A 26,904-nucleotide genomic window follows, 5' to 3' on the forward strand; every position below is an offset into this window, starting at 1 on the left:
ATTCAGGGCTTATTCCGCGCGAGGCGGGCCATTAACCTGCCGCCATCCAATTTCTGACCCTTCCGAGATTTCTCATGAAAAAAGTCCTGTTGCTCAATGGCGGCAAAAAGTTTGCTCACTCCGACGGCCGCTACAACGCCACCCTGCATGAAGCTGCGTTAAGCGTGCTGGATCGCGGCGGCGTTGACGTGAAAGCCACCTTCATCGACGAGGGTTACGACGTCGCCGAAGAAGTCGCCAAATTCCTCTGGGCCGACGTGATCATTTATCAGATGCCCGGCTGGTGGATGGGCGCGCCGTGGACGGTGAAGAAGTACATCGACGAAGTCTTCACCGAAGGCCACGGCAGCCTCTACGCCAGCGACGGTCGCACCCGTTCCGACGCCTCGCAAAAGTACGGCAGCGGTGGTCTGGTGCAGGGCAAGCAATACATGTTGTCGCTGACCTGGAACGCGCCGCAGCAAGCCTTCGACGACCCGACCGACTTCTTCGAAGCCAAGGGCGTGGACGCGGTGTACTTCCCGTTCCACAAGGCCAACGAGTTCATCGGCATGACCGGTTTGCCGACGTTCCTGTGCGTTGACGTGATGAAGCGCCCGAACATCGAAGCCGACGTGGCGCGCTATGAGCAGCATTTGACCGAGGTGTTTGGCCTCAAGGCTTGAGGCTCGGCTACTATCGGAAGCATGAGCCAGAACCTGTAGGAGCAAGGCTTGCCCGCGATGGCGATCTTAAGGGCGCCATCGCGGGCAAGCCTTGCTCCTACGAAAAGCCTTCGCTGAGCTATCGATAAGGGACACACGTGAAAGCCAGATCCGATGAGTTGCAGATTTTCGTCTGCGTGATTGAGTGCGGGTCCATTTCCGCTGCCGCCGAGCAGGTCGGGCAAACGCCTTCGGCGGTCAGCCGCACGCTGTCTCGGCTGGAGGCCAAGCTCGACACCACGCTGATCAACCGCACCACGCGACGCATGGACCTGACCGAGGAGGGCAAGTATTTCTTCGAGCACGCCAAGCTGATTCTCGATCAGATGGACGAGCTCGAAGAGCGCCTCAATTCACGCCAGCAAACCCCATCCGGGCGCTTGCGGATCAACGCCGCCTCGCCGTTCATGCTGCACGCCATCGTCCCGTACATCGACGAATTCCGTCGGCTCTACCCGGACATTCAGCTGGAGCTCAACAGCAACGACCTGATCATCGACCTGCTCGAACAGAGCACTGACATCGCCATCCGCATCGGCACCCTGGCCGACTCGACCCTGCACGCCCGCTCGCTGGGTTGCAGTCCGCTGCACATCGTCGCCAGCCCGGCTTACCTTGAGCAACACGGCACACCGATGGTGGTCGAGGAGCTGACCGGGCACGCGTTGCTGGGCTTTACGAATAACGAAGGTCTCAACCAATGGCCGTTGCGCTATGTGCACGGTGATCGCTGGTCGATTCAGGCATCGATCAGCGCGTCCAGCGGCGAGACGATCAGGCACCTGGCGCTGCAAGGCCAGGGCATTGCCAGCCTGTCGCATTTCATGACCATCGACGACATCCGCGCCGGACGCCTGAAGGTGCTGCTGGCGGATTTCAACAGCGGATATCGCCAGCCGATCAACGCGGTGTACTACCGCAACTCGCAACTGGCCCTGCGTATTCAGTGCTTCCTGGACTTCATCCAGGGCAAATTGGCGGTTTACGCGAACTCGGATTTCAAAGGCTGATTCGTGATCCCTGCGCAAGAGTGAATTGGGTCAATGGGGATTTTTCGTCAGTGATGGCTGCTTGATACTCGTTGCATCACTTATTCACGCAGGGAGTTTCTCCATGAACGTATTCGTTACCGGCGCTGCCGGTTTTATCGGCGGCTCCATCGCCACCGGCCTGGTCCGTACGGGCCACACAGTCACCGGCCTGGTGCGCAGCACCGAACAGGCCAATGAATTGCGCGCTTTGGGCATCACCCCGGTCGTCGGCACTCTTGACGACAGCGCACTACTGGCCGAACAGGCCCGCGCTGCCGACGCCGTGATCAACGCCGCCAGCAGCGACCATCGCGGTGCGGTGGAAGCTTTGCTGAATGCCTTGCGCGGCTCCAACAAAGTGTTCCTGCACACCAGCGGTTCGAGCATCGTCGGCGATGCGTCGGGCGGCAAGTCCAGCGACGTCATCTATTACGAAGACAGCTTGCCGGAACCGACCGTCGACAAGGCTGCTCGCGTGGCCATCGACAACCTGATCCTCGCTGCGGCGAAAGACGGGGTGAACTCGGCCGTGATCTGCAACACCCTGATCTACGGCCACAGCCTGGGCGTCAAGCGTGACAGCGTGCAATTGCCGCGTTTGCTGAAACAGGCGCGCAAAAGTGGCGTGGTTCGTCATGTCGGCAGCGGCCAGAACATCTGGTCCAACGTGCATATCGAAGACGTTGTTTCCCTGTACCTGCTGGCGCTGACCAAAAATGTGCCGGGCACGTTCTACTTCGTTGAAAGCGGTGAAGCGTCGTTCATCGACATGACCACGGCGATTGCCGAGGCGTTGAATCTCGGTGAGCCTCAGGACTGGCCGCTGAAAGATGCCGAGGCCGAGTGGGGTTATGAGATGGCCAACTATGGTTTGGGTTCCAACAGCCGGGTTCGCGGAAAGCATGCGCGGGAACTGCTGGGGTGGATGCCGAAGCGGACGTCGGTGATTGAGTGGATTCGGGACGAGATGGTTTGAGTTCGCTTTAGACCGCGTCATCGTTCTTCGCGGGCAAGTCGGATCGCCGCCCGCTTGCTCCTACAGGTTTTGTGTCGTTCACGGAATTGGCGAGCGACGCAAAACCTGTAGGAGCAAGCGGGCGGCGATCCGACTTGCCCGCGAATGCGTTTCTGAAGGCCCAACAACTGGCCGGTCCGTGCTCATTTCCGTACCATCCGCCCCTTCTTTCCCTGCTGTGTCCAGTCCCCCATGAAACCAAAACGTCTGCGCGCCGATGTCCTGGCCGGACTCACCACCTCATTCGCCCTGCTTCCAGAATGCATCGCCTTCGCGCTGGTGGCCCACCTCAATCCGTTGATGGGGCTTTACGGCGCGTTCATCATTTGCACCCTGACGGCGCTCTTCGGCGGGCGGCCGGGCATGGTCTCCGGCGCGGCCGGTTCGATGGCGGTGGTCATCGTCGCGTTGGTGGTGCAGCACGGTGTGCAGTATTTGCTCGCGACGGTACTGTTGGGCGGACTGATCATGGCGGCGTTCGGTTTGCTGAAACTGGGCAAGCTGGTGCGTATGGTGCCGCATCCGGTGATGCTCGGCTTCGTCAACGGCCTGGCGATCATCATTGCGTTGGCGCAACTCGAACACTTCAAGAGCGGTGAAGCCTGGCTCAGCGGCACGCCGTTGTACGTGATGACGGGGCTGGTGGCGCTGACAATGGCGATCGTTTACGTGCTGCCGCGCCTGACCCGTGCCGTGCCACCGGCATTGGTGGCGATTCTGGGCATAGGACTGGCGGTGTATCTGCTCGGTCTGCCGACCCGCACGCTGGGCGACATGGCGCACATCGCCGGTGGCTTGCCGACGTTGGCGTGGCCGGACATTCCCTGGACGCTGGACACCCTGCGCATCATCGCTCCTTACGCGATCCTGATGGCGCTGGTCGGCCTGCTGGAAACCCTGCTGACCCTGAACCTGACCGACGAAATCACCGAGAGCCGTGGCTTTCCGGATCGCGAGTGCGTGGCGCTGGGCGCGGCCAACATGGTGTCCGGTGTGTTTGGCGGCATGGGTGGCTGCGCGATGATCGGCCAGACCGTGATCAACCTCAGCTCCGGTGGTCGCGGCCGGTTGTCCGGCGTGGTGGCCGGCGTGCTGATTCTGCTGTTCATCCTGTTTTTGTCGCCGCTGATCGAGCGCATCCCGCTGGCTGCACTGGTCGGGGTGATGTTCGTGGTGTCGCAGCAAACCTTCGCCTGGGCTTCGCTGCGGGTCGTGAACAAGGTGCCGCTGAACGACGTGCTGGTGATCGTCGCGGTGACGGTCATTACCGTGTTCACCGATCTGGCCACCGCCGTGCTGTGCGGGATCATCATTGCCGCGCTCAACTTCGCCTGGCAGCAGGCCCGTGAGCTGTATGCCGACAGTCACCTCGAAGCCGACGGCAGCAAGCTTTACCTGCTGCATGGCACGCTGTTCTTCGCCTCGACCACCCCTTTTCTCAACCAGTTCGATCCCGCCAATGACCCGTCCGTGGTGACGGTTGATTGTCGTCACCTGAGTTTCGTCGACTACTCGGCCATCGCCGCGCTCAAGACCCTGCGCGAGCGCTACGACAAGGCCGGCAAGCATCTGCGCGTGCTGCACTTGTCCGAGCGCTGCAAAAAACTGCTCAAGCGTGCGCGGGTGAATCACGATTGACGCCGAGTCGCGTTTCGCTGACGCGGTGAAGTTGCCGGGCAAGGCGCGGATGATTCCTGCGTTCGGCATGTTGCTTGCCACCGAACTGGTGCTGGCCAATCCTGAAGTCAATCAAGAACGTCCGCGGCGGATTGCCGCTGGGAGACTGACATGATGTACGACACGCTGATTCGCAACGCCCTGATCATCGACGGCAGCAACGCCCCCGGTTATCGCGCCGACGTGGCGATTCTGGACGGTCGCATCGAGCGCATCGGCGACTTGCACGACGCCACCGCCAGCGAAGAAATCGACGCCGCCGACCGAGTGCTGGCGCCGGGTTTCATCGACGTGCACACCCACGACGACACGGTGGTGATCCGCCAGCCACAGATGCTGCCCAAGCTCAGCCAGGGCGTGACCACCGTCATTGTGGGCAACTGCGGGATCAGCGCTTCGCCGGTGAGTTTGAAAGGTGATCCGCCAGACCCGATGAACCTGCTCGGCACCTCGGCGGCCTTTGTTTATCCGACATTCAGCGACTATCGCGCGGCGGTCGAAGCGGCGAACACCACGCTGAATGTCGCCGCACTGGTGGGCCACACCGCGTTGCGCAGCAATCATCTCGACGACCTGTTCCGCACGGCCACACCGGATGAAATCAGCGCGATGCGCGAGCAACTGCGCGAGAGCCTTGAGGCCGGCGCGTTGGGTTTATCCACAGGCTTGGCGTACGCCAGCGCCTTCTCGGCTTCCACCGATGAAGTGATGCAGCTGACCGAAGAACTGACGGCATTCGGCGCGGTGTACACCACCCATTTGCGCAGCGAATTCGAACCGGTGCTGGAAGCCATGGACGAGGCGTTCCAGATTGGCCGCCACGCGAAATCCCCGGTGATCATTTCCCACCTCAAATGTGCCGGCGCCGGTAACTGGGGCCGCAGTCCGCAGTTGCTGGCATCGCTTGATGAGGCCGCGAAAACCCACCCGGTGGGCTGCGATTGTTATCCCTACGCGGCGAGCTCTTCGACCCTGGACCTCAAGCAAGTCACCGACGCCCATCGCATCACCATTACCTGGTCCACACCACATCCGGAGTTGGGTGGCCGTGACCTGATGGACATCGCCGCCGAATGGGGCGTGTCGTTGCTCGATGCCGCCCGCCGGCTACAACCAGCCGGCGCGGTGTACTACGGAATGGATGAGAACGACGTACGAAGCATCCTCGCGCACCCGCTGTCGATGATCGGCTCTGACGGCTTGCCCGAAGACCCGTTTCCGCATCCACGTTTGTGGGGCGCATTCCCACGGGTGCTCGGACATTTCAGTCGCGATGTAGGGCTGTTTCCGCTGCACACCGCGGTACACAAAATGACCGGGTTGTCCGCAGCGCGATTCGGTTTGAAGGACCGGGGCGAGATTCGTGAAGGGCATTGGGCGGACCTGGTGTTGTTCGATCCCGCAACGATTCGCGATGTCGCGGATTTCAATGATCCGCAACGGGCGGCGGAAGGTATCGACGGGGTGTGGGTCAACGGTGTGTTGAGTTACAGCGACGGGCAGGCTAACGGAAAAAGGGAAGGGCGGTTTCTGGCGCGGCAAGGCGATTTGCGCGCAGGTTTTCAAGGCCTTCACAATTCCTTGTAGGAGCTTGGCTTGCCAGCGATGGCGGCGGATCAGTCGACAAATCTTTAGAACTGCTTCACGTGGTGGCACATTGCAATTAAAGAAAGCCATCGCCAAGCCGAAGCGCTGACACTAGCCCAACTACACTCTGGGCCTTTCCAGTCTGGGAGCAACTTCATGAGCTTCGGAAAAACCACCCCGATCCTGCGGATTTTCGACGAAAACAAGGCCGTGGAGTTCTACGTCGACTTCCTGGGTTTCAAGATCGACTGGCAGCATCGTTTCGAGCCGGATTTTCCGCTGTATTTGCAGGTCTCTCGCGGCGAATGCGTGCTGCATCTTTCCGAACACCATGGCGACAGCACGCCGGGTTCGGCATTGCGCATCGAGACGGATGAGCTGGAGGCGTTTCAGCAGCAACTGCTGGCCAAGGAATACAAGTTTTCGCATCCACAGATCCAGGCAATGCCGTGGGGCAGCCAGGACATGACCATCGCCGACCCGTTCGGGAATCGGTTGGTGTTCACCAATGCGATTAGTGTGTAAGGCGGAAGAGAGCTGACGCCTCGAGTTAGATCTACCCCTTCGCTAAGGGCGTGCGGTGAATGCGAGGTTAGGGGCTGATTCCAAGTGTCCGTTGTCTGTTCGATTGTATTCGCGGGCAAGCCACGCTCCCACAGGTCTTATGTCGTTCGCACCTATATTGACCGACGCAAAACCTGTGGGAGCGTGGCTTGCCCGCGAATGCGGTCTTTCATTCACCGCAAAGTAAACGTCAAACCCTGAAGTGGCTGACCAATCATCTCGAGTTTTTATCCTGCAGCGTTCTATTCAATGGGGTCGAGAATGTCCAGTGCCCGGTTCACCGAGATTTCCGCCACCATCATGATTTCATGGATGCCCAGCAGGGTGTTGCGACTTGGCCCCGTCTCTCGGTCTGCCAGATCCATGGTGATTACATTGGCGGATGCCAGTGATTCGCACACACACCCCAGCAGAGTTTGAACATCGACTTCGGGGTTGACGATGTACATCGTGCAAGGCGTGCGCGGGGTGGCTCGGATGTCAGCGAAGGAGAGGTGATCGTCATCGACGTCACGGTCTGTAGCTCTGTCGGGCTTTTGAGGATCGGGGTTTTCGGACGCGGATGCGTTGTCTGCTTCCGGGGGATCAGGGGTTACTTTACGCATAATCTGTATTCCCTATGGGCGCCAACCCCTTCGGCCGCTAAGCGAAAAGGGTGGCGGCTGCACGCAGGTTAGCGGACCGGGGAACACAGCAAAGCCGGTGCGCCCGAAGGCGCCCTGCGTACAGCCACCATCAAATCGCAGGTATAAAAAATACCTGTGCGATGGTTGCACGAACAGCTGTGAACCGCGGGCCGCTAAGCCCGACCACTGATGAGCAGTGGCAGGTAAACGATAGAGCCCGGGGTATAGCTGCACAAGCCGGCGGAGTCTGGCGTACCTGTAGGCAATGCCGCAAGATTTTGTAGCTTTCAGGAAGTGACGCGGAACGCGATTAAACACGTATGGCTAAACCAGTAACGCGTCCGACGTGCAAGACAGAAAAGCGCTGATTTCAGCCAGAGAAACGGGAAATATCCGACGTTCTTTTTTCGGCCTCTCGGTCGGGAATTGGCAGAAAAAATGGGGCACACCGAATCTCTCGGTTGTTTGTTAGATAGCCTTCGCGAGCAAGCCCGCTCCCACATTTGACCGAGTTGTCCGAGCGGACGCGGTTTAATGTGGGAACGGGCTTGCTCGCGAAGGGGACCTTTCACTCACCGCGAAGTGAGTGTCAAACCCTGAAGTGGCTAACCATCATCTGCAACTGATTCCCCAACCGCGCCAGCTCAACACTGGACTTGGCCGTTTCATCACTGGCCGCAGCAGTCTGTTCGGACACGTCGCGCACGTTGATGATGCTGCGGCTGATCTCTTCGGCCACGGCGCTTTGCTGCTCGGCAGCGGCGGCGATCTGCTGGTTCATCGACTGGATGTTGGACACAGTGCGGGTGATGTTTTCCAGTGACACACCGGCCTTGCGGGTCAGCGCGACGCTGCTGTCGGTGAGGACGCGGCTGTTGTTCATCACCGCCGACACTTGTTGCGTGCCGTTTTGCAGAGCGGCCACCAGGCCTTCGATTTCCTCGGTGGATTTCTGTGTGCGCTGGGCCAGGCCACGGACCTCGTCGGCCACCACCGCAAAACCGCGACCGGCTTCACCGGCACGGGCCGCTTCAATCGCTGCGTTGAGCGCCAGCAGGTTGGTCTGTTCGGCGACGGCCTTGATCACGTCCATGACGCTGCCGATCTTGTCGCTTTCCTGTTGCAGCACGCTCATGGCTTCAGTGGAGCGCACCACTTCACTGGCCAGACGTTCGATCTGGGCGATGGCTTCGTTGACCACTTTGTCGCCCTCGCGGGCTTCGCCGTCGGCGGCGGCTGCGGCTTGCGAGGCTTCTTCGGCGTTGCGCGCGACTTCCTGCACCGTGGCCGTCATCTCGTGCATGGCGGTGGCCACCTGATCGGTCTCGATCTTCTGGCTGTTCACGCCGGCGCTGGTCTGTCCGGTCACAGCCGACAGCTCTTCGGCAGCGCTGGCGATCTGAGTGACGCCGTCGCGGATGCCGCTGATCAAGTCGCGCAGGGTCACGCCCATGCGCGCGATGCCTTGCTGCAACACACCGAGTTCATCACGACGAGTCACCTTGACGTCCTGAGCCAGGTCGCCGCTGGCGATGCGTTCAACCACGGCCAGCGTGTCACGCAACGGGCCGGTGATCTGACGGGTAATGATCACCGCGGCAATGATGCCCACCAGCAGTGCCAGCAAGGTGCTGATCACTTGCAGGGTGCGGGCTTTTGCGCTTTCGGCGTCGCGGCGGTCAAGCTGGATCTGATACAGCTGCTCGCTGAGGGTCACGATGGCGGCGCCCTGATCTGTCATTTCCTTGCGTGCCTGCACCGCATCGCTGCTCGCGGTTTTATAGGCCTGCAAAGCGCTGCGGTAATTGCTCAACGCCGTTTCCAGCTGACGCAGGGCGTCCAGCTGAGTGTCGGCGAAATGCACATTCAGTTGTTTCAGGCTGGCAATGGCCGCGTCCAGTTGGCCAACGGCTTTCTGCTCGGTCTCGACGTTGGTGGTTGCGGTGTAGCCGCGCACTTCGTAGCGGGCCAGCAGGAACGCTTCCTTGGCGGCGGTGATGGCCTGGAATTGTTCGAAACGCTGCTCGCTCAATGGCATTTGCTGCACTTGGGTACTGATGGCGTTGATCAGCGTATTGGCGGTTTCCGCGTTTGCACTCATGGCATCGCGGGTACTGTTACCGGTGCGGTAGGCGCTGCGCATTTTGTTCAGGGACGTTTTGTAGGCCTCGATGACAGCGCCTTGCTCTTTGAGCAGCTTGAGGTTTTCCGGACTCTTGAATTTCACCAACAAGGCTTGCTGCTGGGCGGAGAACGCTTCAAGGGTGGTCTGCACATTTTGCGCGGCGGTTTCGTCGCCGTTGGTCAGCATGTATTGCAGGCGAACCACGCGCAGCTTGGTCAGGCCGGCATTGAGCTGAGTGATGTCGCTCATCCAGTTGCTGCGGTCAATCAAGCTGCCCAGGCTTGTCCAGCCGGTCAGGGCGAGGACGCAGGTCAGTGCCAGGACCAGGCCAAACCCCAGGCCCAGTTTCATGTTCACGCTGATGTTGCCGAACCAGCTATTCATCAAATTCCTCCAGGAACGTTGCGCTTTTTGGTCGTCGGTTGGCTGGAAGATTGTTGTTTTTGGTAGCCAAGGGTGTGTAACAGGACTGTATCGGCAGCAATCGCGAGAGCTGAAAGGATTTTGTCGGCGCGTGGGCGTTTTGTAGGAGCGAGCTTGCTCGCGATGGAGGTTAACGATAACGCGTGTTGTCTGAATAAGCGCGGCGCGCTTGAGTCCTTCGCGAGCAAGCTCGCTCCTACAGCGGCGTCCGCCTTAAGCTTTTTTTCACATCGGTTTCACCGCTCGCCGACGCCAGGCTCTCTACCCTCGCGGCATTGAAACAATTGATGCATGCCGGTGAGGCGGCCTGATGTGGAACTGAGACTGAGACTGAGTCTGTTCGGGGTAACGCGCTCGATTGATTTGAGCCGTTTTGCCCGATATCGAAACACCGCGGTGGTGCTGGCCTCGGTGTTGCTGGTGGTTCCGCTGACGGTCTGGCTGTTGCGGCCTGCCGCTGTGCCAGACCTGGCCCACGGCAATGCGACCGGCGCCCAGGCGTTACTGACCGGCTGGGCCAAGGGCGAGCTGATTGTGTTGGTGCGTCATGTCGAGCGCTGCGATCACTCCAAAGCCGCGTGCCTGAGTGGCAATGACGGTATTACCGATCGCGCTCGCAGCGTCGCGGTGAGCGTCGGTGCGCAGTTCGAACAGCTGGGGCTGGAAAAGGCAGACATCTACAACAGTCCAATGATTCGTACCGCACAGACTGCCAGCTATATGTTCAACAAGGTTGGCGTCGATGAAGACTGGTTGATCAGCTGCAAGGGCACGATGCTGCGCGATGCCCTGGCGCATAAAGTGGCAGGTCGCAATCTGATTCTGGTGACCCACAGCGAATGCATGGCGCAGATCGAGAAAGACCTCAAGTGGCCGACTTCCAGTCTCGGTTATGGCGCCTCGTTGTTTGTGTCCGCCGAACCCGCGCAAGCACCGCGGATGCTCGGTTTCATCGAAGCTTCTGACTGGCACTTGGTGACCCCTCAATGAGTACGTCCATGCGTTTTTACTGCATCAACTTTGGCATTCCGCTGGCCTGCGCAGCCGTGGTTTTCCTGTTGTTCGACATGACAAAAATCGACATCGCGTTCAGCAATCTGTTTTTTGATCCGGTGACCCAGACCTTTCCGCTCGATCAGATTCGCTTCTTTGAAAAACTCACCCACAAGTGGGCGCGCATCATTCCGAACTGGACCGCTGAACTTGCTTTGATCGGCGCGATGCTGTCGTTTGTCTGGCCGCTGATCAACACGCAAAAATATCCGCGTTTGGGTCGTTTCCTGGAGCGGAGCAAGGCTGGCCCGGTGCTGCGATTTGCCTACGACCATCGTCGGGACTTTCTGTTTGTGGTGTTCGCGTTTGCCATTTGCACCGGCGTGATTCATTTCCTCAAGTCGCACACCAGCGTGTATTGCCCGATTGAAACGACCCTCTACGGCGGGAAAATTGCCCATATGGAGTGGTACAACAATTTCCAGCTGTTCAGGGAGGCCGGCGATGGCCGCTGCTGGCCGGGCGGGCATGCTTCGGGCGGGTTCACCATGCTTGCGCTGTACTTTGTTGCGCGCCGTTACCGCTGGCGCTATTCGAAAGCGCTGATGTACGGCTCGCTGCTCCTCGGTTTCGTCTACGGCACGACACGGGTTCTGCAAGGCTGGCACTACATGTCCCACACCTTCTGGGCCGGGATCTTCGTGTGGCTGGCGTGTTTGCTGACCGCGTTGGCATTTTATGGGCGAGCGCGCCTGGAGCTGCCGGTGCTGCAAAAGTACAAAGAGCCGGTGGTTTTAATACAGTCGACCAGTCTTTCCTGAAGGCAAAAAAAAGCCCGCGGGAGGGCGGGCAAACCGTAGTTTCTTGAATGAGCGAGGGCAATGTACCGGTTGGTGAGGCGCATTGGGATGAAGAAAAATTCATGTGGCTCAAAGGCCGTCTTCAGTACGACTACGGCAAAAGATCCGCCGCAAAATCGGCTTCCGAACGCGCGCGCAATAGGCCTTTGCGGCAGGCCTGCTGAAAACGCTCAAAGTCCTGCTCGTTCTGTTCGGTGTAGCGTTGTGCGTATTTGAACAGCGCATCGGCCAGTGCTGCGCCTTTGCCGATATAGCCACTGATCAGCGCGGCTTGCCCCGAAGACTTGGCATGGGCGCGGGCCAGGGCGCGGCCGCAGATCCGCCCATAGGCGGCGAACGCATCCGCGTCGAAGGTCTCGAGTTCGGCCGAGACTTTCATGTCGCGCAGCTGGCGCACGTAGAAGTGGCGCCCGCTGGGGCCGGTGGTCCAGCCCAGAAACAGGTCGCTGGCTGATTGCATCAGTCGCTGGCCATCGACCACGCGCTGACCGTTATGCCGCACCCGCGATAAGGAGGGCTTGATGCATGGTGTGGCTCCATAAAGGCGGTGTCGCGGGAGTCATTGTATGTCGACGTTTATTTATTAAATGTCGTCAATTAAGTGGCGCTTTTTCATGGCGGACAACCGTACGGCAGCAGTAAAGACAAACTATTGACAGTATCCTCTCAATCTCACATCATCGGCGCCGCGTTAATGGCCTAGCGCCATAAAATCGACGTTGACCGGACAAAACCGACCCATGAATCTGAACCTTCGAGATTGGGGCGATGTCGCAGTCTCAAGGTGATAGGCTAAATGCCATCATCCTCAATCAATGATCTACAGAGCTACCGTTTTTGCGGACGTTACATACGAAGTGTCCGTTTGAATCTTCAGGAAGAAACTTCATGTCTGATGGGCGAGTACTGGTTACCGGCGGTGCAGGATTTATTGGGTCACACCTTGTGGAAGCTTTGCTTGGCAAAGGCTACAAGGTTCGCGTACTGGATAATTTGTCGACCGGAAAGGTCGGCAATCTGCCGGTCGGTAATGCCAATCTGAACCTCGTCGTCGGCGATGTAGCGGACGGTGCCGCTGTAGAACAAGCCATGCGTGATTGCACCGCAGTCGTGCATCTGGCGGCGGTGGCCTCGGTACAAGCGTCGGTAGATGATCCGGTCGGCACCCATCAAAGCAACTTCGTCGGCACGCTCAACGTGTGTGAGCACATGTTGAAGGTCGGGATCAAGCGCGTGGTATTCGCCTCCAGCGCGGCGATCTACGGCAACAATGGCGAAGGCTCGGCGATCGACGAGGACACCCCCAAGTCCCCGCTCACTCCTTATGCCAGCGACAAGCTGGCCAGCGAGTATTACCTGGACTTCTATCGCCGTGAACATGGCCTGGAGCCCGTGATCCTGAGATTTTTCAATATTTTCGGCCCGCGCCAGGACCCTTCGTCGCCTTACTCCGGCGTGATCAGCATCTTCACCGAGCGGGCGATTTCCCAAAAACCTGTCGCGATTTTCGGCGACGGCGAACAGACCCGCGACTTTGTCTACGTCCAGGACTTGGTAAGCATCCTCGTCCAGGCCGTGGAAGCAAACGAACCGAGCCCCGGCGCGGTGAATGTCGGGCTCAGTCGTTCCACCAGCCTCAACGATCTGATCACTGAACTGGGGAGCGCCACCGGCAACCCTCTGACGGTGACTTATCAGGCGCCACGCCAAGGCGATATTCGCCACTCGCGCGCCAACAACGCTCGCTTGCTCGAGCGCTTCAGGCTTGAGGCTCCTACCTCCATTGGCGACGGATTAGCACAGCTTTTGCGCAGTTTGTAACCCGCCGGTTCCACCGCTCGGTGTGCAGGCAGTCTCGGTTCAGTTCCTTTCAAGAGTGAATTATGGAAATCGTTTTTCGCAGGACGCGTGTCCGCTCAGTCGCCAAGCGGCTATTCGCTGCCGTGGCACTCTTCGTGAGCGGACCAGCCGTCCAGGCTGCAGCGGTACAGTCTCCATCCAGTGTGGCTTTCTGGTATGCCGAACAGCCACCGCTGTCTGAACTGGCTCAGTTCGAATGGTCTGTGGTCGAGCCGGGGCACATGACGGCGAGCGATGTCAAAACCTTGCGCAAATTAGGCAGCCAGCCGTTTGCGTATGTGTCCGTCGGCGAGTTCGACGGCAACAAGGCTGAAATCGACAAGGCGGGGCTGGGTAAGGCGGTCACTGCGGTGCGAAACGACTCCTGGGACAGTCAGGTCATGGACCTCACCGCGCCAGCCTGGCGGGAGCACTTGCTCGGCCGCGCCAAAGCGTTACAAGCGCAAGGTTATGCCGGTCTGTTTCTCGACACCCTCGACAGTTTTCAGTTGTTGCCGGAGGCGTTGCAGCAAGCCCAGCGTGTTGCCCTTGCCAGTTTCCTGCGCGAACTGCACAACCGTCAGCCAACGCTGAAGCTGTTTTTCAATCGTGGATTTGAAGTGTTGCCCGAGCTTGATGGCGTGGCGGCAGCAGTGGCTTTTGAATCCCTGTACGCCGGTTGGGATCCTGCCGCCAAGCGTTATCGGCCGGTCCCGGAAGCCGATCGCCAGTGGTTGCTGGGTGAGTTGCAACCCCTGCGCGCCAAAGGCATACCGCTGGTTGCGATCGACTATCTGCCGCCGGAACGTCGTGAAGAAGCACGCAAGCTGGCCAAACGCCTGCGCGATGAGGGTTTCATTCCCTTCATCAGCACGCCTGAATTGGACTCGATGGGTATCAGCAACATCGAAGTCCAGCCGCGCCGGATCGCAATGATCTACGATCCGCGTGAAGATGAACTGACCAGCAACGCCGGCCACACAATGCTCGGCGGTCTGATCGAATACCTGGGGTACCGGGTTGATTACCTGGCTGTGGACAGCTTGCCGGAGCATCGTTTCAGCGGTCTGTATGCGGGCATTATCACCTGGATGGCCAGTGGTACTCCGCAGGACAGTGCCGGGTTTAACCGTTGGCTCAACAAGCGCCTCGACGAGAAGGTGCCGTTAGCGTTTTTCGCCAGCCTGCCAATTGAAGACAAAGTGTTGCTCAAGCGTCTGGGGCTGAATCTATCCAGCCCGTCGGGCACTCAAACCTTGAGCATCACTTATCAGGACAAGTCGTTGATCGGGGCCTTCGAAGCACCGGTGCAGGCCCGATCCCGCGACCTGAGCGCTATTTCCGTACTGCCCCAGGGGCCAAAACCCGCGCTGTTGCTGACGGGCAGTAGCGGCCAGACGTTCGCCCCGGTGGCGGTTGGCGAGTGGGGCGGTCTGGCACTTTCTCCGTATGTTCTGGAAACGAACAGCGAACGCAGCCGCTGGATCATCGATCCATTCGCCTTTCTCCAGGCGGCCTTGCACTTGCCGGAACAGCCTCGTCCGGACACCACCACGGAAAACGGTCGGCGAATCGCGACGGTGCATATCGATGGCGATGGTTTCCCTTCGCGCGCCGAAGTGCGTGGTTCGCCGTATGCCGGCAAGCAAGTGCTCGACGATTTCATTCGGCCCAACCCGTTTCTGACCTCGGTATCGATCATTGAGGGGGAGATTTCGCCGCGCGGCATGTTCCCGCATCTGGCGCGTGAGCTGGAGCCGATCGCGCGCGAGTTGTTCGCCAGCCCCAAAGTCGAAGTCGCCACGCACACCTTCAGCCATCCGTTTTTCATGCAGCCGGAACAAGCCCGGAAACGGGAAGATTTTAACCCTGAGTACGGCTTGAAAATGGCCATCCCGGGATATGACACGATCGATTTTCGCCGCGAGATCTTCGGTTCACGCGACTACATCAACCAACGTCTCACCACCCCGGAAAAACCGGTAAAGATGGTCTTCTGGCCGGGCGATGCCTTGCCGTCGGCGGCCACCATAAAACTGGCCTACGACGCTGGCCTGAAAAACGTCAACGGCGCCTCGACCATGCTGACCAAGGCCAAGCCATCGCTGACCGGGTTGTATCCGCTGTTGCGTCCCACCGAAGGTGGCTTGCAGTACTACGCGCCGATCATCAACGAGAACGTCTACACCAATCTCTGGAAAGGCCCGTATTACGGCTTCCGCGAAGTGATCGAGACCTTTGAGCTGACGGACAGCCCGCGCCGCTTGCGCGGTCTGCACCTCTATTACCACTTCTACTCGGGCACCAAGCAGGCCTCGATCAAAGCCATGAACGACATCTACGCGTTCATGAAAGACCAGCAGCCAATGTCGTTGTGGATGAGCGATTACCTCGATCGGTTGCACGGCCTGTATCAGTCGAGTCTGGCGCGTACGGCCGAAGGCGCCTGGCAGGTTCGAGGGATGGATGCATTGCGCACCGTGCGGCTCGACCCGCAAATGGGTTGGCCGGATCTGCTGCGCTCCCAAGGTGTCGCCGGGGTGCGTGATTTGCCTCAGGGACGCTATGTGCATTTGAGCAGTGACCAGGCGCTGTTGGTCTTGCGTCCTGACCGGGATGACAGACCTGCGCTGGAGGAGGCCAATCTGCCGTTGGTGGACTGGCGTTATCTGGATGATCGGCGCGTGAGCTTTTCGTTTGCCGGAGAATTCGATCTGACCTTCTCGGTTCGCTCCTCGAGCGCTTGCCGGGTGGAAGTGGATGGCCAGCGTTTCACGGGCAAGGCATCCGCCGGTCTGTGGACTTTTCAGTTACCCATGAAGCAGGTGAGTAATGCTCAACTCCTCTGCAACTAACTCCTCGGTAACTAAAAGCAGCCGTCTGCTCAATCCCTGGGCATTGGCGGCGGTCGCGGTCGCAGTGGGGGGATTGCTGTGGGCGACTTTCCAGCGTGAGGAAGTGTTCCAGCCCGATGGCCGAGAGCCGGATGCGGTGTCGGCCAACTATGCCGAGTTGCTGCTGGCGGCCCACCCGGCGGACGACCACCTGCGCCTACAATTGGTCGATCTGTTGATTCGTCTCGGTGACTACACGAAGGCGCGTCAGTATCTGGAGAGTTGGCCTGATCCTGCGCCGGAGGTACAGGCGTACTACCGGCTTGAGCTGGATACATTGGTGGCGGTGAACAGCGAAGATCCTGCTGTGCGGCTGGCTTTGGTGGAGCGGCTCAACAGCTTGGACCATCGCAAGTTGTCACTGCCGCAATTACAGAATCTGGCCCGCCTGGCGTTGTCGTTGCAGGCACCCGTCATGGCGGCCAGCGTCTATGAAGAAATCGCCGACCGTGACCCCACGCTGCGTACCGAGGCGTTGAGGTCTGCTGCCCAGTGGCATTTGGCGGGCGAGCAGCCGGGCCTGGCGGCAGACATTTATCTGCGGCTGAAAAGAGAGAGCGTGCAGCCGGCTGAACGTCGAGAGTTTGCCCAATTGGCGTTTAACAGTCTGCTGGCTGACGGTCGCGGCGAACAGGCAACGCAAGTACTGGTCGATGAACTCGGTGAGCTCAAGGATCCGCAAGCCGATTCGGTCTGGCTGGAGCAGGGCGTTGACGTCGCGGTTGCGAGCAACCGCTTCGACCTGGCCCAGCTGTTCCTCGAGCAGTGGCGCGTTTTGCAGCCGGACAATACGCAACTCCTCAGAAAGGAATTGAGCCTGCGTCTGGCGTTGAACGACCTCGCCGGCGCGTGGGAGAGCGGTCAGCAATTGCTCGTCAGTTTCCCCGATGAGCAGGCGTTGCTGGAACAAATGGCACACCTGGGCGAATGGCGTGGCGACAACCACGCGGCACTGGATTACTGGATTCGTTTGCTCAAGCTCAACGAAACTGCGCCAGTCCGTGAGCACGCCTGGCGTCTGGCAAGCCAGGAATTCGATTTTGACCGGTCGATTCCATTGCTTGAAGAAATCATGGATCAGCGAGCGCTGACTGACATCGAGCTGGATGCGCTGATCTATGGCCATGAGTCGCGGGGTACACCGCAGCAGGCCGAATCATGGCTGCGCAAATACGTACGCAAGTACCCGGCCCATCGTCTGGCCTGGACACGATTGCTGCAAAACCTTGAAAACACCGGGCAGTTTGCGAAAAAGACCGAGGTTTACCAGGACATGTCGAAACGTTTTACGCTGACTGGCGCCGAACGGGTCGAATGGGCTCATACCTACCTTTTGCTGTTTGACAATCGTGAGGCCTGGGAAGTCGTGAAGGCGAATGACCCAGCCATCTCCGATCAGAATTACTGGCGTGTGCGGGCCTTTTTGGCCTGGGAGCTGGAGCGCGACGATGAGTTGCAGTTGTCCATGGAAAAACTGCTGACCCTTAAAGGCTCGCTGGACAGTAACGAGGAGACTCAGTTGATCTCCAGTTATCGCATCAGCAATCCGCGGCGCGCGCTGCAATTGACCATGGCCAGCTGGGAGCGCACCCACAATCCGCTGCGGCTGGTCGACGCGCTGCTGATGGCTCAGGAGTTGGAGGATTGGCCACAAGTAGAGACGTTGCTCAAGGACGCCAGCCAGAATCCAGAGATTGACGAGCAGGCTCAGGTGCTGGCGGTGCGCGCCGCCCTGGCCGTGCAGCAGGGGCAATACGAGGAGGCAGAGCGTTTGTACCTGTCGGGTTTGTCGCGTTACCCCAATGACAATCTGTTCCGCGAGCGTCTGATGTGGCTTTACGTCGACCGAGGCAACACGACGGCGCTCAAGCCGTTGCTGACCCGGTGGCGGAGTGAGGCGCGGAACGACCAGACCCTTTGGCTGGCGTTTGCCAGTGCCAGCCAGATGTTCGGTCGCGACAGCGAAGCGTTGGCCTGGTATCGCATGTACCTCAAGAACAACTCGCAGGATTGGCTGGTGCAGGCGGCTTATGCCGATGCGCTTTACAGCGCCGGGTATCAGGATGCGGCCCAGCGTCTGCGCTTGAAGCTGTTGCGCAGCCCTGAGGGTGAAAACCTTCAGCCATCGTCTCAGCGCTACACGACCTGGCTGCGCCTGATGGCCAGCAGCTATTCGCCACGGGTGGCGCAGCGGGAAGTGTTGAAGTGGAAAGATGGTTCGCCGGCCATGTTGCAATTATGGTTCGAACGCCTGCTGGCTCGTCTGGATGCGACAAACCAGGAGGCGCAAAAAGACGAGTGGCTGGCGTGGGCGCGGAGCCAGGGCCTGAAGGTCGAGCGTTACGAGCAGATTCAACAGGCCCTGCGCAGCCGTAACAAAGCACAGGTCGAAACACTGTTGGCCAGTAGCGATCTGAACCCGGCGCAGCGAGCCCAGGCTTTGACCCGTCTGGGGCGTCTGGGTGAAGCACTCGACACCAGCCTCTCGGCGCTGGGGGACGATCAGCCTGCCGACGTGCGTGAGCAACTGCGCAATCAGGCGGTAGAACTGCAGGAGCGCACGCCTCAGGGTATGTTGTTGTCCTGGCAGGCGCAGAACTTCGGCGGTGTGCAATTTGATGCCCCGACGTTGCAGATCGCGCACAACCTGGGTGATCACTGGTACGCCGATCTCGAACTGGAACAGGGTTCGTACAACGACGAAGATATCGAGTCATCCAAGCTCGGCCAGGAGCGTAACGCCGCCCTGACCCTGCAACGCTCGGTTGAAGACGGCAGCTACAAACTGTTCGCCGACACCAGTCAGCGCAAGGACGATGACCGTAATGGCCTGGGTCTGTCGCGCACCTGGGAATTGGGCGTGAGTGATGAACTGGAAACGGGTGTTGGCTGGCATCGCAAGAGCGAGGACAGCGGGCTGATGCGCGCTTTCGGCCAGCAGGACAGCGTTTGGCTGGGCGGTCGTCACAGCCTGACGGCCCGCGACCAGCTCAGTTGGGAAGTCTCGCAGCGTTCGTTTTCAACGCGGGCGGGCGACAGCCTCGGCGATGGTCACGCCCTGAAAATGGAGTTGAACCACACGCTGGAGTTCGCCGGTCCCAACTGGACCGTTCGTAGCGGTGTCGACTATCAGAAAAACCGGGTCAAGAACACCAATCTGGACTACCTGTCGAGTAACCATGGCGGCGCGATAAAACAGTTGGCGCCTGAAGTGGTCATCGATGAGGACACCGGTTTGCCCGAGCCGATCGATCCACTTGACATCGAAACGGTCACCGCCAAGGACCTGCTGCAAAGCCGCTACGGCCAACTGTATTTCGGCAGCACCTGGCGTCGCGGTATACCGGGCGCGCTGGTGCGCACCAAGCCGCAATACACCTGGCTGGTGGACGCGACGGCCGGTTGGCAATGGACCGATCAAACCTTCAATTACGGCCTCAACACCGGAATCGGTTTTGAAGTGCTGGGTGACGACGAACTGGCCCTGACCGTCGGTTACCAGTCCGCGCCACAAGGCGGGGATGGCAAATCGGGCGGAACACTGGGTGTGAGCTACGGCGTGCGGTTTGGACGCTGATCATGGAATGTCTACGGAGAAAAACTATGCAAGCAATTCGTAATCTGGGCCTGGCCCTCGCCGTCCTGTTCGTCGCCGGTTGCGCCAGCTTCACCGATGAAACCAGCCCGAACCTGCCGCGCAACGCGCAGTGGGGCATCGTGCCGATGATCAACTATTCGCAGACGCCGCAGGCAGGGGAACGCAGCGAGCAGATCCTGCTCAGTGTGCTCAGCAGCCACGGCCTGCAACCGCGGGTTTACCCGACCAGCACCCAGGGCGAACAAGCGCTGATGGATGACAACGAGCGTCTGGCCGGAGCCCTGGAATGGGCACGTGAGCAGAAACTCGATTATGTGATTGCCGGCAGTGTTGAAGAGTGGCAGTACAAGAACGGCCTGGACGGCGAGCCAGCGGTGGGCATCAGCCTGCGCGTACTCGAAGGCAGCAGCGGTCGCGTACTCTGGAGCAAGAGTGGCGCACGTGCCGGCTGGTCCCGTGAAAGCCTCGCGGGCACCGCTCAAACGGTGCTCGACAAACTTGTCGGCGCCCTTCGGTTCGAGTGATTGCAATGAATTCTCCCCACATGGATTACAGCCTGGCGCCTCAAGCCAGCGGCCCGGTGTCTTGGCTGGAAACGCTTCTGGTCACTGGCGCGGCTATCGGCCTGGGCTTGTGGCTGACCCCTGAAGACCCGTTGCAGATACACGGCGGATTCCCCTGGCCGATTCTGGCGCCGCTGCTGCTGGGCGTGCGTTACGGTTTTGTGCGCGGCCTGTTCAGCGCCAGCCTGCTGGTGCTGGCTATGTTTGCCCTGCGCCGTAGCGGTCTCGAAGGCTACGCCCAAATCGATCCGTCATTCATTGTCGGCGTGCTGGTTTGCGGGATGCTGGTGGGTGAGGTTCGCGATCAGTGGATGCGGCGCCTGGAGCGGCTGCAGATGGCCAACGAATATCGTCAGTACCGTCTCGACGAATTCACCCGGGCGCACCAGATTCTGCGGGTCTCCCACGACCTGCTCGAGCAACGCGTGGCCGGCAGCGACCAGAGCCTGCGCAGTTCCTTGCTGGGCTTGCGCGAAAAGTTGAGGGTGATGCCGGACGCAGGCGATGCGTTGACCGCGCTGGCAGACCCGATCGCGGCGATGCTTGGGCAATACGGCGCGTTGCGCGTGGCCGGTCTGTACCGCGTTGACGAGCGTGAAGAAAATGTCTTGCCTGACGCGTTGGCAACGATCGGCGTGATGGGGCCGTTGGGCACCGAGGACGGTCTGGTCAAGCTGTGCCTGGAGCGCGGCGAACTGGTGAGCGTGCGTCAGGAGCTGATTGATTCCGGCACCTCGGCGCAGTTCTCATCGTTGCAGGCGTGCATCCCGTTGATCGATGCCGAGGGTCGTCTGCTGGCAATTCTGGCGGTTCGGCAGATGCCGTTCTTCGCCTTCCAGGATCGCACCCTGAGCCTGTTGGCGCTGCTCGCCGGGCACATCGCCGACCTGTTGCGCCGGGACCCGCAAGTGCTGCAACTGCCCGACGCCGATGCACAGCAATTCACTTTGCAGCTCAAACGTTCGCTGGTGGATGTTGAGAAACACAAATTGCCGGCCGGGCTGTTTGCCTTTGAAATGACCCGTCCCAACGACGAGCTGACGCGTCTGCTGGAACGCAGCCAGCGTGGTCTCGATTTGCACTTGCCGGTGCGCAACGGTCGGGATCATCAACTGTTGCTGGTGCTCTTGCCGTTGACCAGCCCGCAGGGCACCGAAGGTTATCTGGCGCGGATCAGCCTGTTGTTGCATGAGCACTTTGGTATTGAAAGTGACATGGCGAGCCTGGGTGTGCGGGTGATGCCTTTCAATCTGGAGCCTGGCTGTGAACGCGACGGGCTGCGTAATTTCCTGTTCAACGAGTGTGGCCTGAATGATCAGCAAGTGGCTGTTTAGCGGAGCCTTGTTGTTAGAGGCGGGCAGTTGGGCCAGTTTGTGGCTCGCGGCGCCCGAGTTGCAACAATTGCTGGTGTTCACCCTCAGCCATGGTCTGGCGTGCGTGCTGCTGTGCGCCGCGGTGTGGTTGTTGTTGCCGGCACGCTACCGTGCGCCGTTGCCCTGGAGCCCGCTGTTCATTTTCAGCCTGGCGTTCTTTGTGCCGGTGATCGGTACGGTCGGTGTGGTCGTGTCGATCTTTCCGGCGCTGTACCTGCCGCGCAAACGCGACAAGCAAGCCTGGCAGGCTGTCGGTATTCCGAGCCTGCCGTATCGCGCGCAGCTGCAATTGCATTCGCCGATCTTTGCCGACGGCGGTTTGCAGGATGTGCTGCGCCATGCGCCCGATCCGGATCAGCGTCTGGCCGCATTGCTGGCCACGCGACGCATGCCGGGCAAGGAAGCGGTGCCGATCCTCAAACTGGCGCTGGGTGATCCCAGCGACGACGTGCGGCTACTGGCGTACTCGATGCTCGACAAGCAGGAAAGCGACATCAACCTGCGTATCCAGATCGCCCTTGGGCAACTGGGTGGCGCCAATGCCAAAACCGCGGGTGCGCTGCATGGCACGCTGGCGCGCTGGTATTGGGAGCTGGCGTACCTCGGCCTGGCGCAAGGCAGTGTGCTCGAACACGTGCTCAACCAGGCCAGCGAACACGCCGAGCAAGGGCTTGAGGCGGGCGAGGGCGGCGAGCTGTTCTTGCTGGCCGGACGCATTGCGCTGGAGCGAGGTGATATCGAACGCGCCGAAGTGCTCTTGCATCAGGCCCAGGACAACGGCATGGGCGCCGCTCAGGTGTTGCCGTTCCACGCGGAACTGGCGTTCGAGGCCGGTCGTTATCACGAAATTCCCGGGTTGCTCGAGAAACTTCCCGAGAAAACCCGTCAGCGGCCACCGTTCGCTGAGCTGGTGAGGAGCTGGACATGAATCACAAGGAAGCGGCGCCGACAGCCGACATCTGTCTGCTGCTCGAAGGCACCTGGCCTTACGTGCGCGGCGGCGTGTCGAGCTGGATTCATCAGATGATTCTCGGCCTGCCGGAGCTGACCTTCTCGGTGATGTTCATCGGCGGCCAACGTTCGGCCTACCCGTCGCGGCGCTATGAAGTCCCGTCGAATGTGCTGCACATCGAAGAGGTGTTTCTCGAGGATGCGACCCATCCGACCAACACCCGTGGAACGCCGCGAGAGGCCGACCCGCAGCAGCTGCTGGATCTGTATCGTTTCCTGCACCACCCTGACGCGCCGGAGCCTGAGCTGGGCGAGCGCCTGCTCGACTGCATCGCGCAGGGCCGCATGACCCTCGACGACGTGCTGCGCAGCCGCGCCAGTTGGGAGGCGTTGAGCGAAGGGTATCGGCTGCATTGCGCCGACCCGTCCTTCGTCAATTATTTTTGGACCCTGCGTTCGATGCAGTCGCCGCTGCTGATGCTCGCCGAAGCGTCGCGCAAAATGCCGCGAGCGCGGATGCTGCATTCGATTTCCACCGGTTACGCCGGGCTGCTGGGGTGCATTCTCAAGCAGCGCTGGAACTGCACCTACCTGCTCAGCGAGCACGGGATTTACACCAAGGAACGCAAGATCGACCTGGCCCAGGCCAGCTGGATCGCCGAAAGCTCCGGCCAGGCGCTCAATCGCAGCCTCGATGCCGGCTCGGGTTACATCCGCACCTTGTGGGTACGCTTCTTCGAACGCATTGGTCAGCTGACCTACAACAGCGCCGACAACATCATCGCGTTGTATGACGGCAACCGTCAGCGGCAGATCAAGGACGGCGCCGACCCGGCCCGCACGCAGGTCATTCCGAACGGCATCGACCTGCCGCAGTGGACCGTGGCACTGGAATCCCGTGCGCCCGGTATTACACCCGTGGTGGGCTTGATCGGGCGTGTGGTGCCGATCAAGGACGTGAAAACCTTCCTGCGGGCCATGCGTGGTGTGATCAGCGCCATGCCGGAGGCCGAAGGCTGGATCGTCGGTCCCGAAGAGGAAGACCCGGAGTACGTCAGCGAATGCCGCAGCCTGATGGCCAGCCTGGGTCTGGAGGGCAAGGTGCATTTCCTGGGTTTCCAGCGCATCCAGGACATCCTGCCGAAACTCGGCCTGATGGTGCTGACCTCGATCAGCGAGGCGCAGCCGCTGGTGATCCTCGAAGCCTGGGCCGCCGGTACGCCGGTGGTCAGCAGCGATGTGGGCTCGTGCCGCGAAATGATCGAAGGCGGCAGCGCTGAGGACCGCGACCTCGGGCTCGCCGGCAAAGTGGTGGCGATTGCCGATCCACAGGCCACCTGCGCCGCGATTCTCGAACTGCTGCGCAGCCCGCAACGCTGGCAGGCCGCTCAGGCCAGCGGTTTGTTGCGGGTCAATCGTTATTACACCGAAGTCTTGATGCTGCAGCGTTATCGCGACTTGTATCAAGCAGCCATGGAGAACAGTTAAATGGCCGGCATTGGCTTCGAACTGCGCAAGATCCTTTCGCGCGACTCCTACACCGCGACCTTGCATGCCTACGTGTATGCCGGCCTGATCAGCTCCGGGCCCTGGGTGTTATCGATCATCAGCGTGATGCTGGTGGGGATCATCAGTCTGGGGCTTGTGATACCCAACACGCTGGTGGGGCAGTTTCTGGTGACGGTGACCTACCTGATGGCCACCTCGTTGATTCTCACGGGTGGCTTGCAGTTGTTCTTCACCCGGTTCGTGTCCGACCGGTTGTTCGAGCACAAGTACGAACAGATCCTGCCCAACTTGCTGGGCATCCTGTTGCTGGTCACGCTCGCCGCCGGCGTGCTGGGCATCATTGTGCTGACCGTGTTGTTCGATCAACCGCTGATCTACCGGGTGCTGGTGCTGTCGAATTTCGTGGTGCTGTGCAACTTGTGGCTGGTGATCATCTTCCTGTCGGGGATGAAGGCCTATAACCGCATTCTGCTGGTCATGCTGGTGGGCTACACGCTGATGGTGGCCAGCGCCTATGTGCTGGCCTTCCTGAAGATACCGGGCCTGCTGCTGGCGCTGCTGATCGGGCACAGCACGCTGCTGTTTCTGTACCTCTACGACATCCTGCGCGAGTACCGGGCGGAAAAGCTGATCGCCTTCGATTTCCTTGATCGGCGCCAGGTATTCCTCAGCCTGCTCGCCACCGGTTTCTTCTACAACTTCGGCATCTGGATCGACAAGTTCCTGTTCTGGTTCAACCCCGGCACGTCCAGCAACGTCATCGGCCCGCTGCGCGCGTCGATCCTTTATGACATGCCTATCTTCCTCGCGTACCTGGCGATCATCCCGGGGATGGCGGTGTTCCTGGTGCGCATCGAAACCGATTTTGCCGAATGGTATGACCGTCTGTTTCGGGCGATCCGCGAGGGCGAAACCTTGCAGCACATCGGTTCGCTGAAAACCGAGATGACCTTGTCGATCCGTCAGGGGCTGCTGGAAATTTGCAAGGTGCAGGGGCTGACGGTGGTGCTGTTGTTCCTGTTCGCGCCGCGTCTGCTGGATTGGCTGGGTATCTCCAGCTACTACCTGCCGCTGTTCTACATCGACCTGATCGGCGTCAGTATTCAGGTGGTGTTCATGGCGTTGCTCAACGTGTTCTTCTATCTGGACAAGCGCACTGTGGTGCTGGAGCTGTGTGTGCTGTTTGCGGTGTTGAACGGGGCGCTGACGCTGCTGAGCATGTACCTTGGCCCAAGCTTTTTTGGCTACGGGTTCACCCTGTCGTTGCTGGTCTGTGTCCTGCTCGGGCTGCACCGACTGTCCACGGCGCTGGAAGACCTGGAGTACGACACCTTCATGTTGTCATCGCGCTAACGGTTCTTCCGGGTAAAAAAAAAGGCACTGGCGATCATCGCCAAGTGCCTTTTTTTTTCGCCTGATGGCTTCCGACTGACGTCACTTGAAAGGCCAAGGTACGCTGCTAACCTTTATCATTCGGAGCTGCCGACGAAAGACGATCTGTTCCGGGCCACCTCTTGATGCGAGTGCCACTCGATCGATCAAGCCGTCCCCCCGCCCCCACATCCCATCGACTCCTGGCGATATCTCCGATACGTGTCTTTCGATAGCGCTCTGGAGGTTTCTCATGAAGCTACAGTTGTTGAGTGCTGCTCTTATGATCGCCGGGATGACGACAGCCAGTCTGACCTTCGCCGGTGAGACGGCCCCAGCCACCCCCTCGAAATCAGCCACCCACGCCGTCAAACAGGAGATAAAACTCACGCGCGTCACACCCGAGTATTGGCGCGTCACGTTCCACAATCCGCCGTACAACATCTACGGCCCGGAAACCATGCCGCAATTGAACGAGGTCATCACCGCGCTCGAGACAGACCCGAAGGTCAAAGTAGTGGTGTTCGACAGCGACGTTCCGGATTTCTTCCTCACCCACTATGACTTCGTGCCGCCACTGACGGACACGACGAGCCTGCCCAATGGCCCCACAGGGCTACCGCCGCTGCCTGACATGCTGGTTCGCCTGAGCAAGGCGCCGGTCGTATCGATCGTGTCGATTCGCGGTCGTGCCACCGGTGTCGGCAGTGAGCTGTCACTGGCCAGCGACATGCGCTTTGCCAGTCGCGAAAAAGCCATTCTCTCGCAATGGGAAATCGGTGCCGCACTGGTACCGGGTGGTGGCCCCATGGCTCGATTGCCGCGGCTGATGGGGCGTGGGCGCGCACTGGAAGTGCTGCTGACCGGCAACGATATCGATGGCGACCTCGCGGAACGCTATGGCTATGTCAATCGTGCGCTGCCCGATGCCGAACTCGACGCGTTCGTCGACACCATGGCTCGCCGTATTGCCCGGTTCGACAAGCAGTCGATCACCGATATCAAGCGCCTCGTCGACGCCTCCAGTCTGCCACCGAACGACGCCATTGCTGCCGAATGGGACGGGTTCATCGGTTCGGTGAAACGTCCGGCGGCGCAGCAACGGATCAAACAATTGATGGAGCTTGGCTTGCAGAAGAATGCGGATGTTGAAAAACGCCTGGCACATCACACCGGCACCCTCGGCGACTGATCAAAAAAA

The 26,904-nt window shown here is 59.9% G+C and carries 19 protein-coding genes and 2 pseudogenes; 17 read left to right on the forward strand and 4 right to left on the reverse strand.

Going from position 1 to position 26,904, the window contains the following annotated elements; genetic code table 11:
• The first annotated feature begins 74 nt into the window (after positions 1-74).
• From mdaB to ACA066_RS03550, 6 genes are all read left to right on the forward strand, one after another.
• On the forward strand, positions 75-665 hold the full coding sequence (gene mdaB, locus ACA066_RS03525; protein ID WP_497698147.1) for an NADPH:quinone oxidoreductase MdaB: 591 nt from the start codon (positions 75-77) through the stop codon (positions 663-665).
• Between the two features lie 137 nt (positions 666-802).
• The gene (locus ACA066_RS03530; protein ID WP_497698148.1) at positions 803-1,714 is read left to right on the forward strand and encodes a LysR family transcriptional regulator; all 912 of its coding nucleotides are present in this window, start codon (positions 803-805) and stop codon (positions 1,712-1,714) included.
• A gap of 103 nt (positions 1,715-1,817) precedes the next feature.
• Positions 1,818-2,711 (forward strand): NAD-dependent epimerase/dehydratase family protein, encoded by an 894-nt coding sequence (locus tag ACA066_RS03535; protein WP_497698149.1) that lies wholly within the window; start codon positions 1,818-1,820, stop codon positions 2,709-2,711.
• 231 nt (positions 2,712-2,942) lie between these two features.
• On the forward strand, positions 2,943-4,388 hold the full coding sequence (locus ACA066_RS03540; protein ID WP_497698150.1) for a SulP family inorganic anion transporter: 1,446 nt from the start codon (positions 2,943-2,945) through the stop codon (positions 4,386-4,388).
• A 150-nt stretch (positions 4,389-4,538) separates the two neighbouring features.
• Positions 4,539-6,014, forward strand: a complete 1,476-nt coding sequence (locus ACA066_RS03545; RefSeq protein ID WP_497698151.1) for an N-acyl-D-amino-acid deacylase family protein — start codon at positions 4,539-4,541, stop codon at positions 6,012-6,014.
• Between the two features lie 156 nt (positions 6,015-6,170).
• Positions 6,171-6,539: a glyoxalase superfamily protein gene (locus tag ACA066_RS03550; RefSeq protein WP_497698152.1), complete on the forward strand. Its 369-nt coding sequence runs from the start codon at positions 6,171-6,173 to the stop codon at positions 6,537-6,539.
• A gap of 281 nt (positions 6,540-6,820) precedes the next feature.
• Here the strand turns inward: ACA066_RS03550 and ACA066_RS03555 are convergent, their stop codons facing one another.
• The 3 genes and pseudogenes from ACA066_RS03555 to ACA066_RS03565 all read right to left on the reverse strand — a co-directional run.
• Complete coding sequence (locus tag ACA066_RS03555; RefSeq protein WP_497698153.1) at positions 6,821-7,183, reverse strand: DUF6124 family protein; 363 nt, start codon at positions 7,181-7,183, stop codon at positions 6,821-6,823.
• Between the two features lie 610 nt (positions 7,184-7,793).
• On the reverse strand, positions 7,794-8,657 hold the full coding sequence (locus ACA066_RS03560; protein WP_497699801.1) for a methyl-accepting chemotaxis protein: 864 nt from the start codon (positions 8,655-8,657) through the stop codon (positions 7,794-7,796).
• Positions 8,652-9,713: pseudogene (locus ACA066_RS03565) on the reverse strand (methyl-accepting chemotaxis protein); the annotation flags it as partial. The gene ACA066_RS03560 and the pseudogene ACA066_RS03565, both read right to left, overlap by 6 nt.
• A gap of 357 nt (positions 9,714-10,070) precedes the next feature.
• On the opposite strand from ACA066_RS03565, the gene pmrG reads away from it, so the two are divergent.
• Positions 10,071-10,742 carry a lipopolysaccharide core heptose(II)-phosphate phosphatase PmrG gene (pmrG, locus tag ACA066_RS03570; RefSeq protein WP_497699802.1) on the forward strand — a complete coding sequence of 224 codons (672 nt, stop codon included), beginning with the start codon at positions 10,071-10,073 and terminating at the stop codon, positions 10,740-10,742.
• A gap of 8 nt (positions 10,743-10,750) precedes the next feature.
• Positions 10,751-11,566 carry a phosphatase PAP2 family protein gene (locus tag ACA066_RS03575; RefSeq protein WP_497698154.1) on the forward strand — a complete coding sequence of 272 codons (816 nt, stop codon included), beginning with the start codon at positions 10,751-10,753 and terminating at the stop codon, positions 11,564-11,566.
• Positions 11,567-11,696: 130 nt separating this feature from the next.
• Here the strand turns inward: ACA066_RS03575 and ACA066_RS03580 are convergent.
• Positions 11,697-12,113: pseudogene (locus ACA066_RS03580) on the reverse strand (DUF2252 family protein); the annotation flags it as partial.
• Between the two features lie 380 nt (positions 12,114-12,493).
• Between ACA066_RS03580 and ACA066_RS03585 the strand changes: the two are divergent.
• The 9 genes from ACA066_RS03585 (at position 12,494) to ACA066_RS03625 (ending at position 26,895) form a co-directional block, all read left to right on the forward strand.
• Positions 12,494-13,426 carry an NAD-dependent epimerase/dehydratase family protein gene (locus ACA066_RS03585; protein ID WP_497698155.1) on the forward strand — a complete coding sequence of 311 codons (933 nt, stop codon included), beginning with the start codon at positions 12,494-12,496 and terminating at the stop codon, positions 13,424-13,426.
• Positions 13,427-13,488: 62 nt separating this feature from the next.
• On the forward strand, positions 13,489-16,299 hold the full coding sequence (locus tag ACA066_RS03590; RefSeq protein WP_497698156.1) for a bifunctional glycoside hydrolase/polysaccharide deacetylase family protein: 2,811 nt from the start codon (positions 13,489-13,491) through the stop codon (positions 16,297-16,299).
• Positions 16,277-19,915: a tetratricopeptide repeat protein gene (locus tag ACA066_RS03595; protein ID WP_497698157.1), complete on the forward strand. Its 3,639-nt coding sequence runs from the start codon at positions 16,277-16,279 to the stop codon at positions 19,913-19,915. The genes ACA066_RS03590 and ACA066_RS03595 overlap by 23 nt, the downstream gene beginning before the upstream one ends.
• A gap of 26 nt (positions 19,916-19,941) precedes the next feature.
• Positions 19,942-20,460 carry a penicillin-binding protein activator LpoB gene (locus ACA066_RS03600; RefSeq protein ID WP_497698158.1) on the forward strand — a complete coding sequence of 173 codons (519 nt, stop codon included), beginning with the start codon at positions 19,942-19,944 and terminating at the stop codon, positions 20,458-20,460.
• A gap of 5 nt (positions 20,461-20,465) precedes the next feature.
• Positions 20,466-21,833 carry a PelD GGDEF domain-containing protein gene (locus tag ACA066_RS03605; RefSeq protein WP_497698159.1) on the forward strand — a complete coding sequence of 456 codons (1,368 nt, stop codon included), beginning with the start codon at positions 20,466-20,468 and terminating at the stop codon, positions 21,831-21,833.
• Positions 21,811-22,800, forward strand: a complete 990-nt coding sequence (locus tag ACA066_RS03610; protein ID WP_497698160.1) for a tetratricopeptide repeat protein — start codon at positions 21,811-21,813, stop codon at positions 22,798-22,800. The genes ACA066_RS03605 and ACA066_RS03610 overlap by 23 nt, the downstream gene beginning before the upstream one ends.
• Positions 22,797-24,311 (forward strand): GT4 family glycosyltransferase PelF, encoded by a 1,515-nt coding sequence (gene pelF, locus ACA066_RS03615; RefSeq protein ID WP_497698161.1) that lies wholly within the window; start codon positions 22,797-22,799, stop codon positions 24,309-24,311. Before ACA066_RS03610 ends, pelF begins: the two co-directional genes overlap by 4 nt.
• Positions 24,312-25,685 (forward strand): exopolysaccharide Pel transporter PelG, encoded by a 1,374-nt coding sequence (gene pelG, locus ACA066_RS03620; RefSeq protein WP_497698162.1) that lies wholly within the window; start codon positions 24,312-24,314, stop codon positions 25,683-25,685.
• Between the two features lie 271 nt (positions 25,686-25,956).
• A complete protein-coding gene (locus ACA066_RS03625) occupies positions 25,957-26,895 on the forward strand; it encodes an enoyl-CoA hydratase/isomerase family protein (RefSeq protein ID WP_497698163.1) in 939 nt (312 codons plus the stop codon).
• The last annotated feature ends 9 nt before the right edge of the window (positions 26,896-26,904 follow it).

The organism is Pseudomonas sp. LBUM1651 (assembly GCF_059716135.1).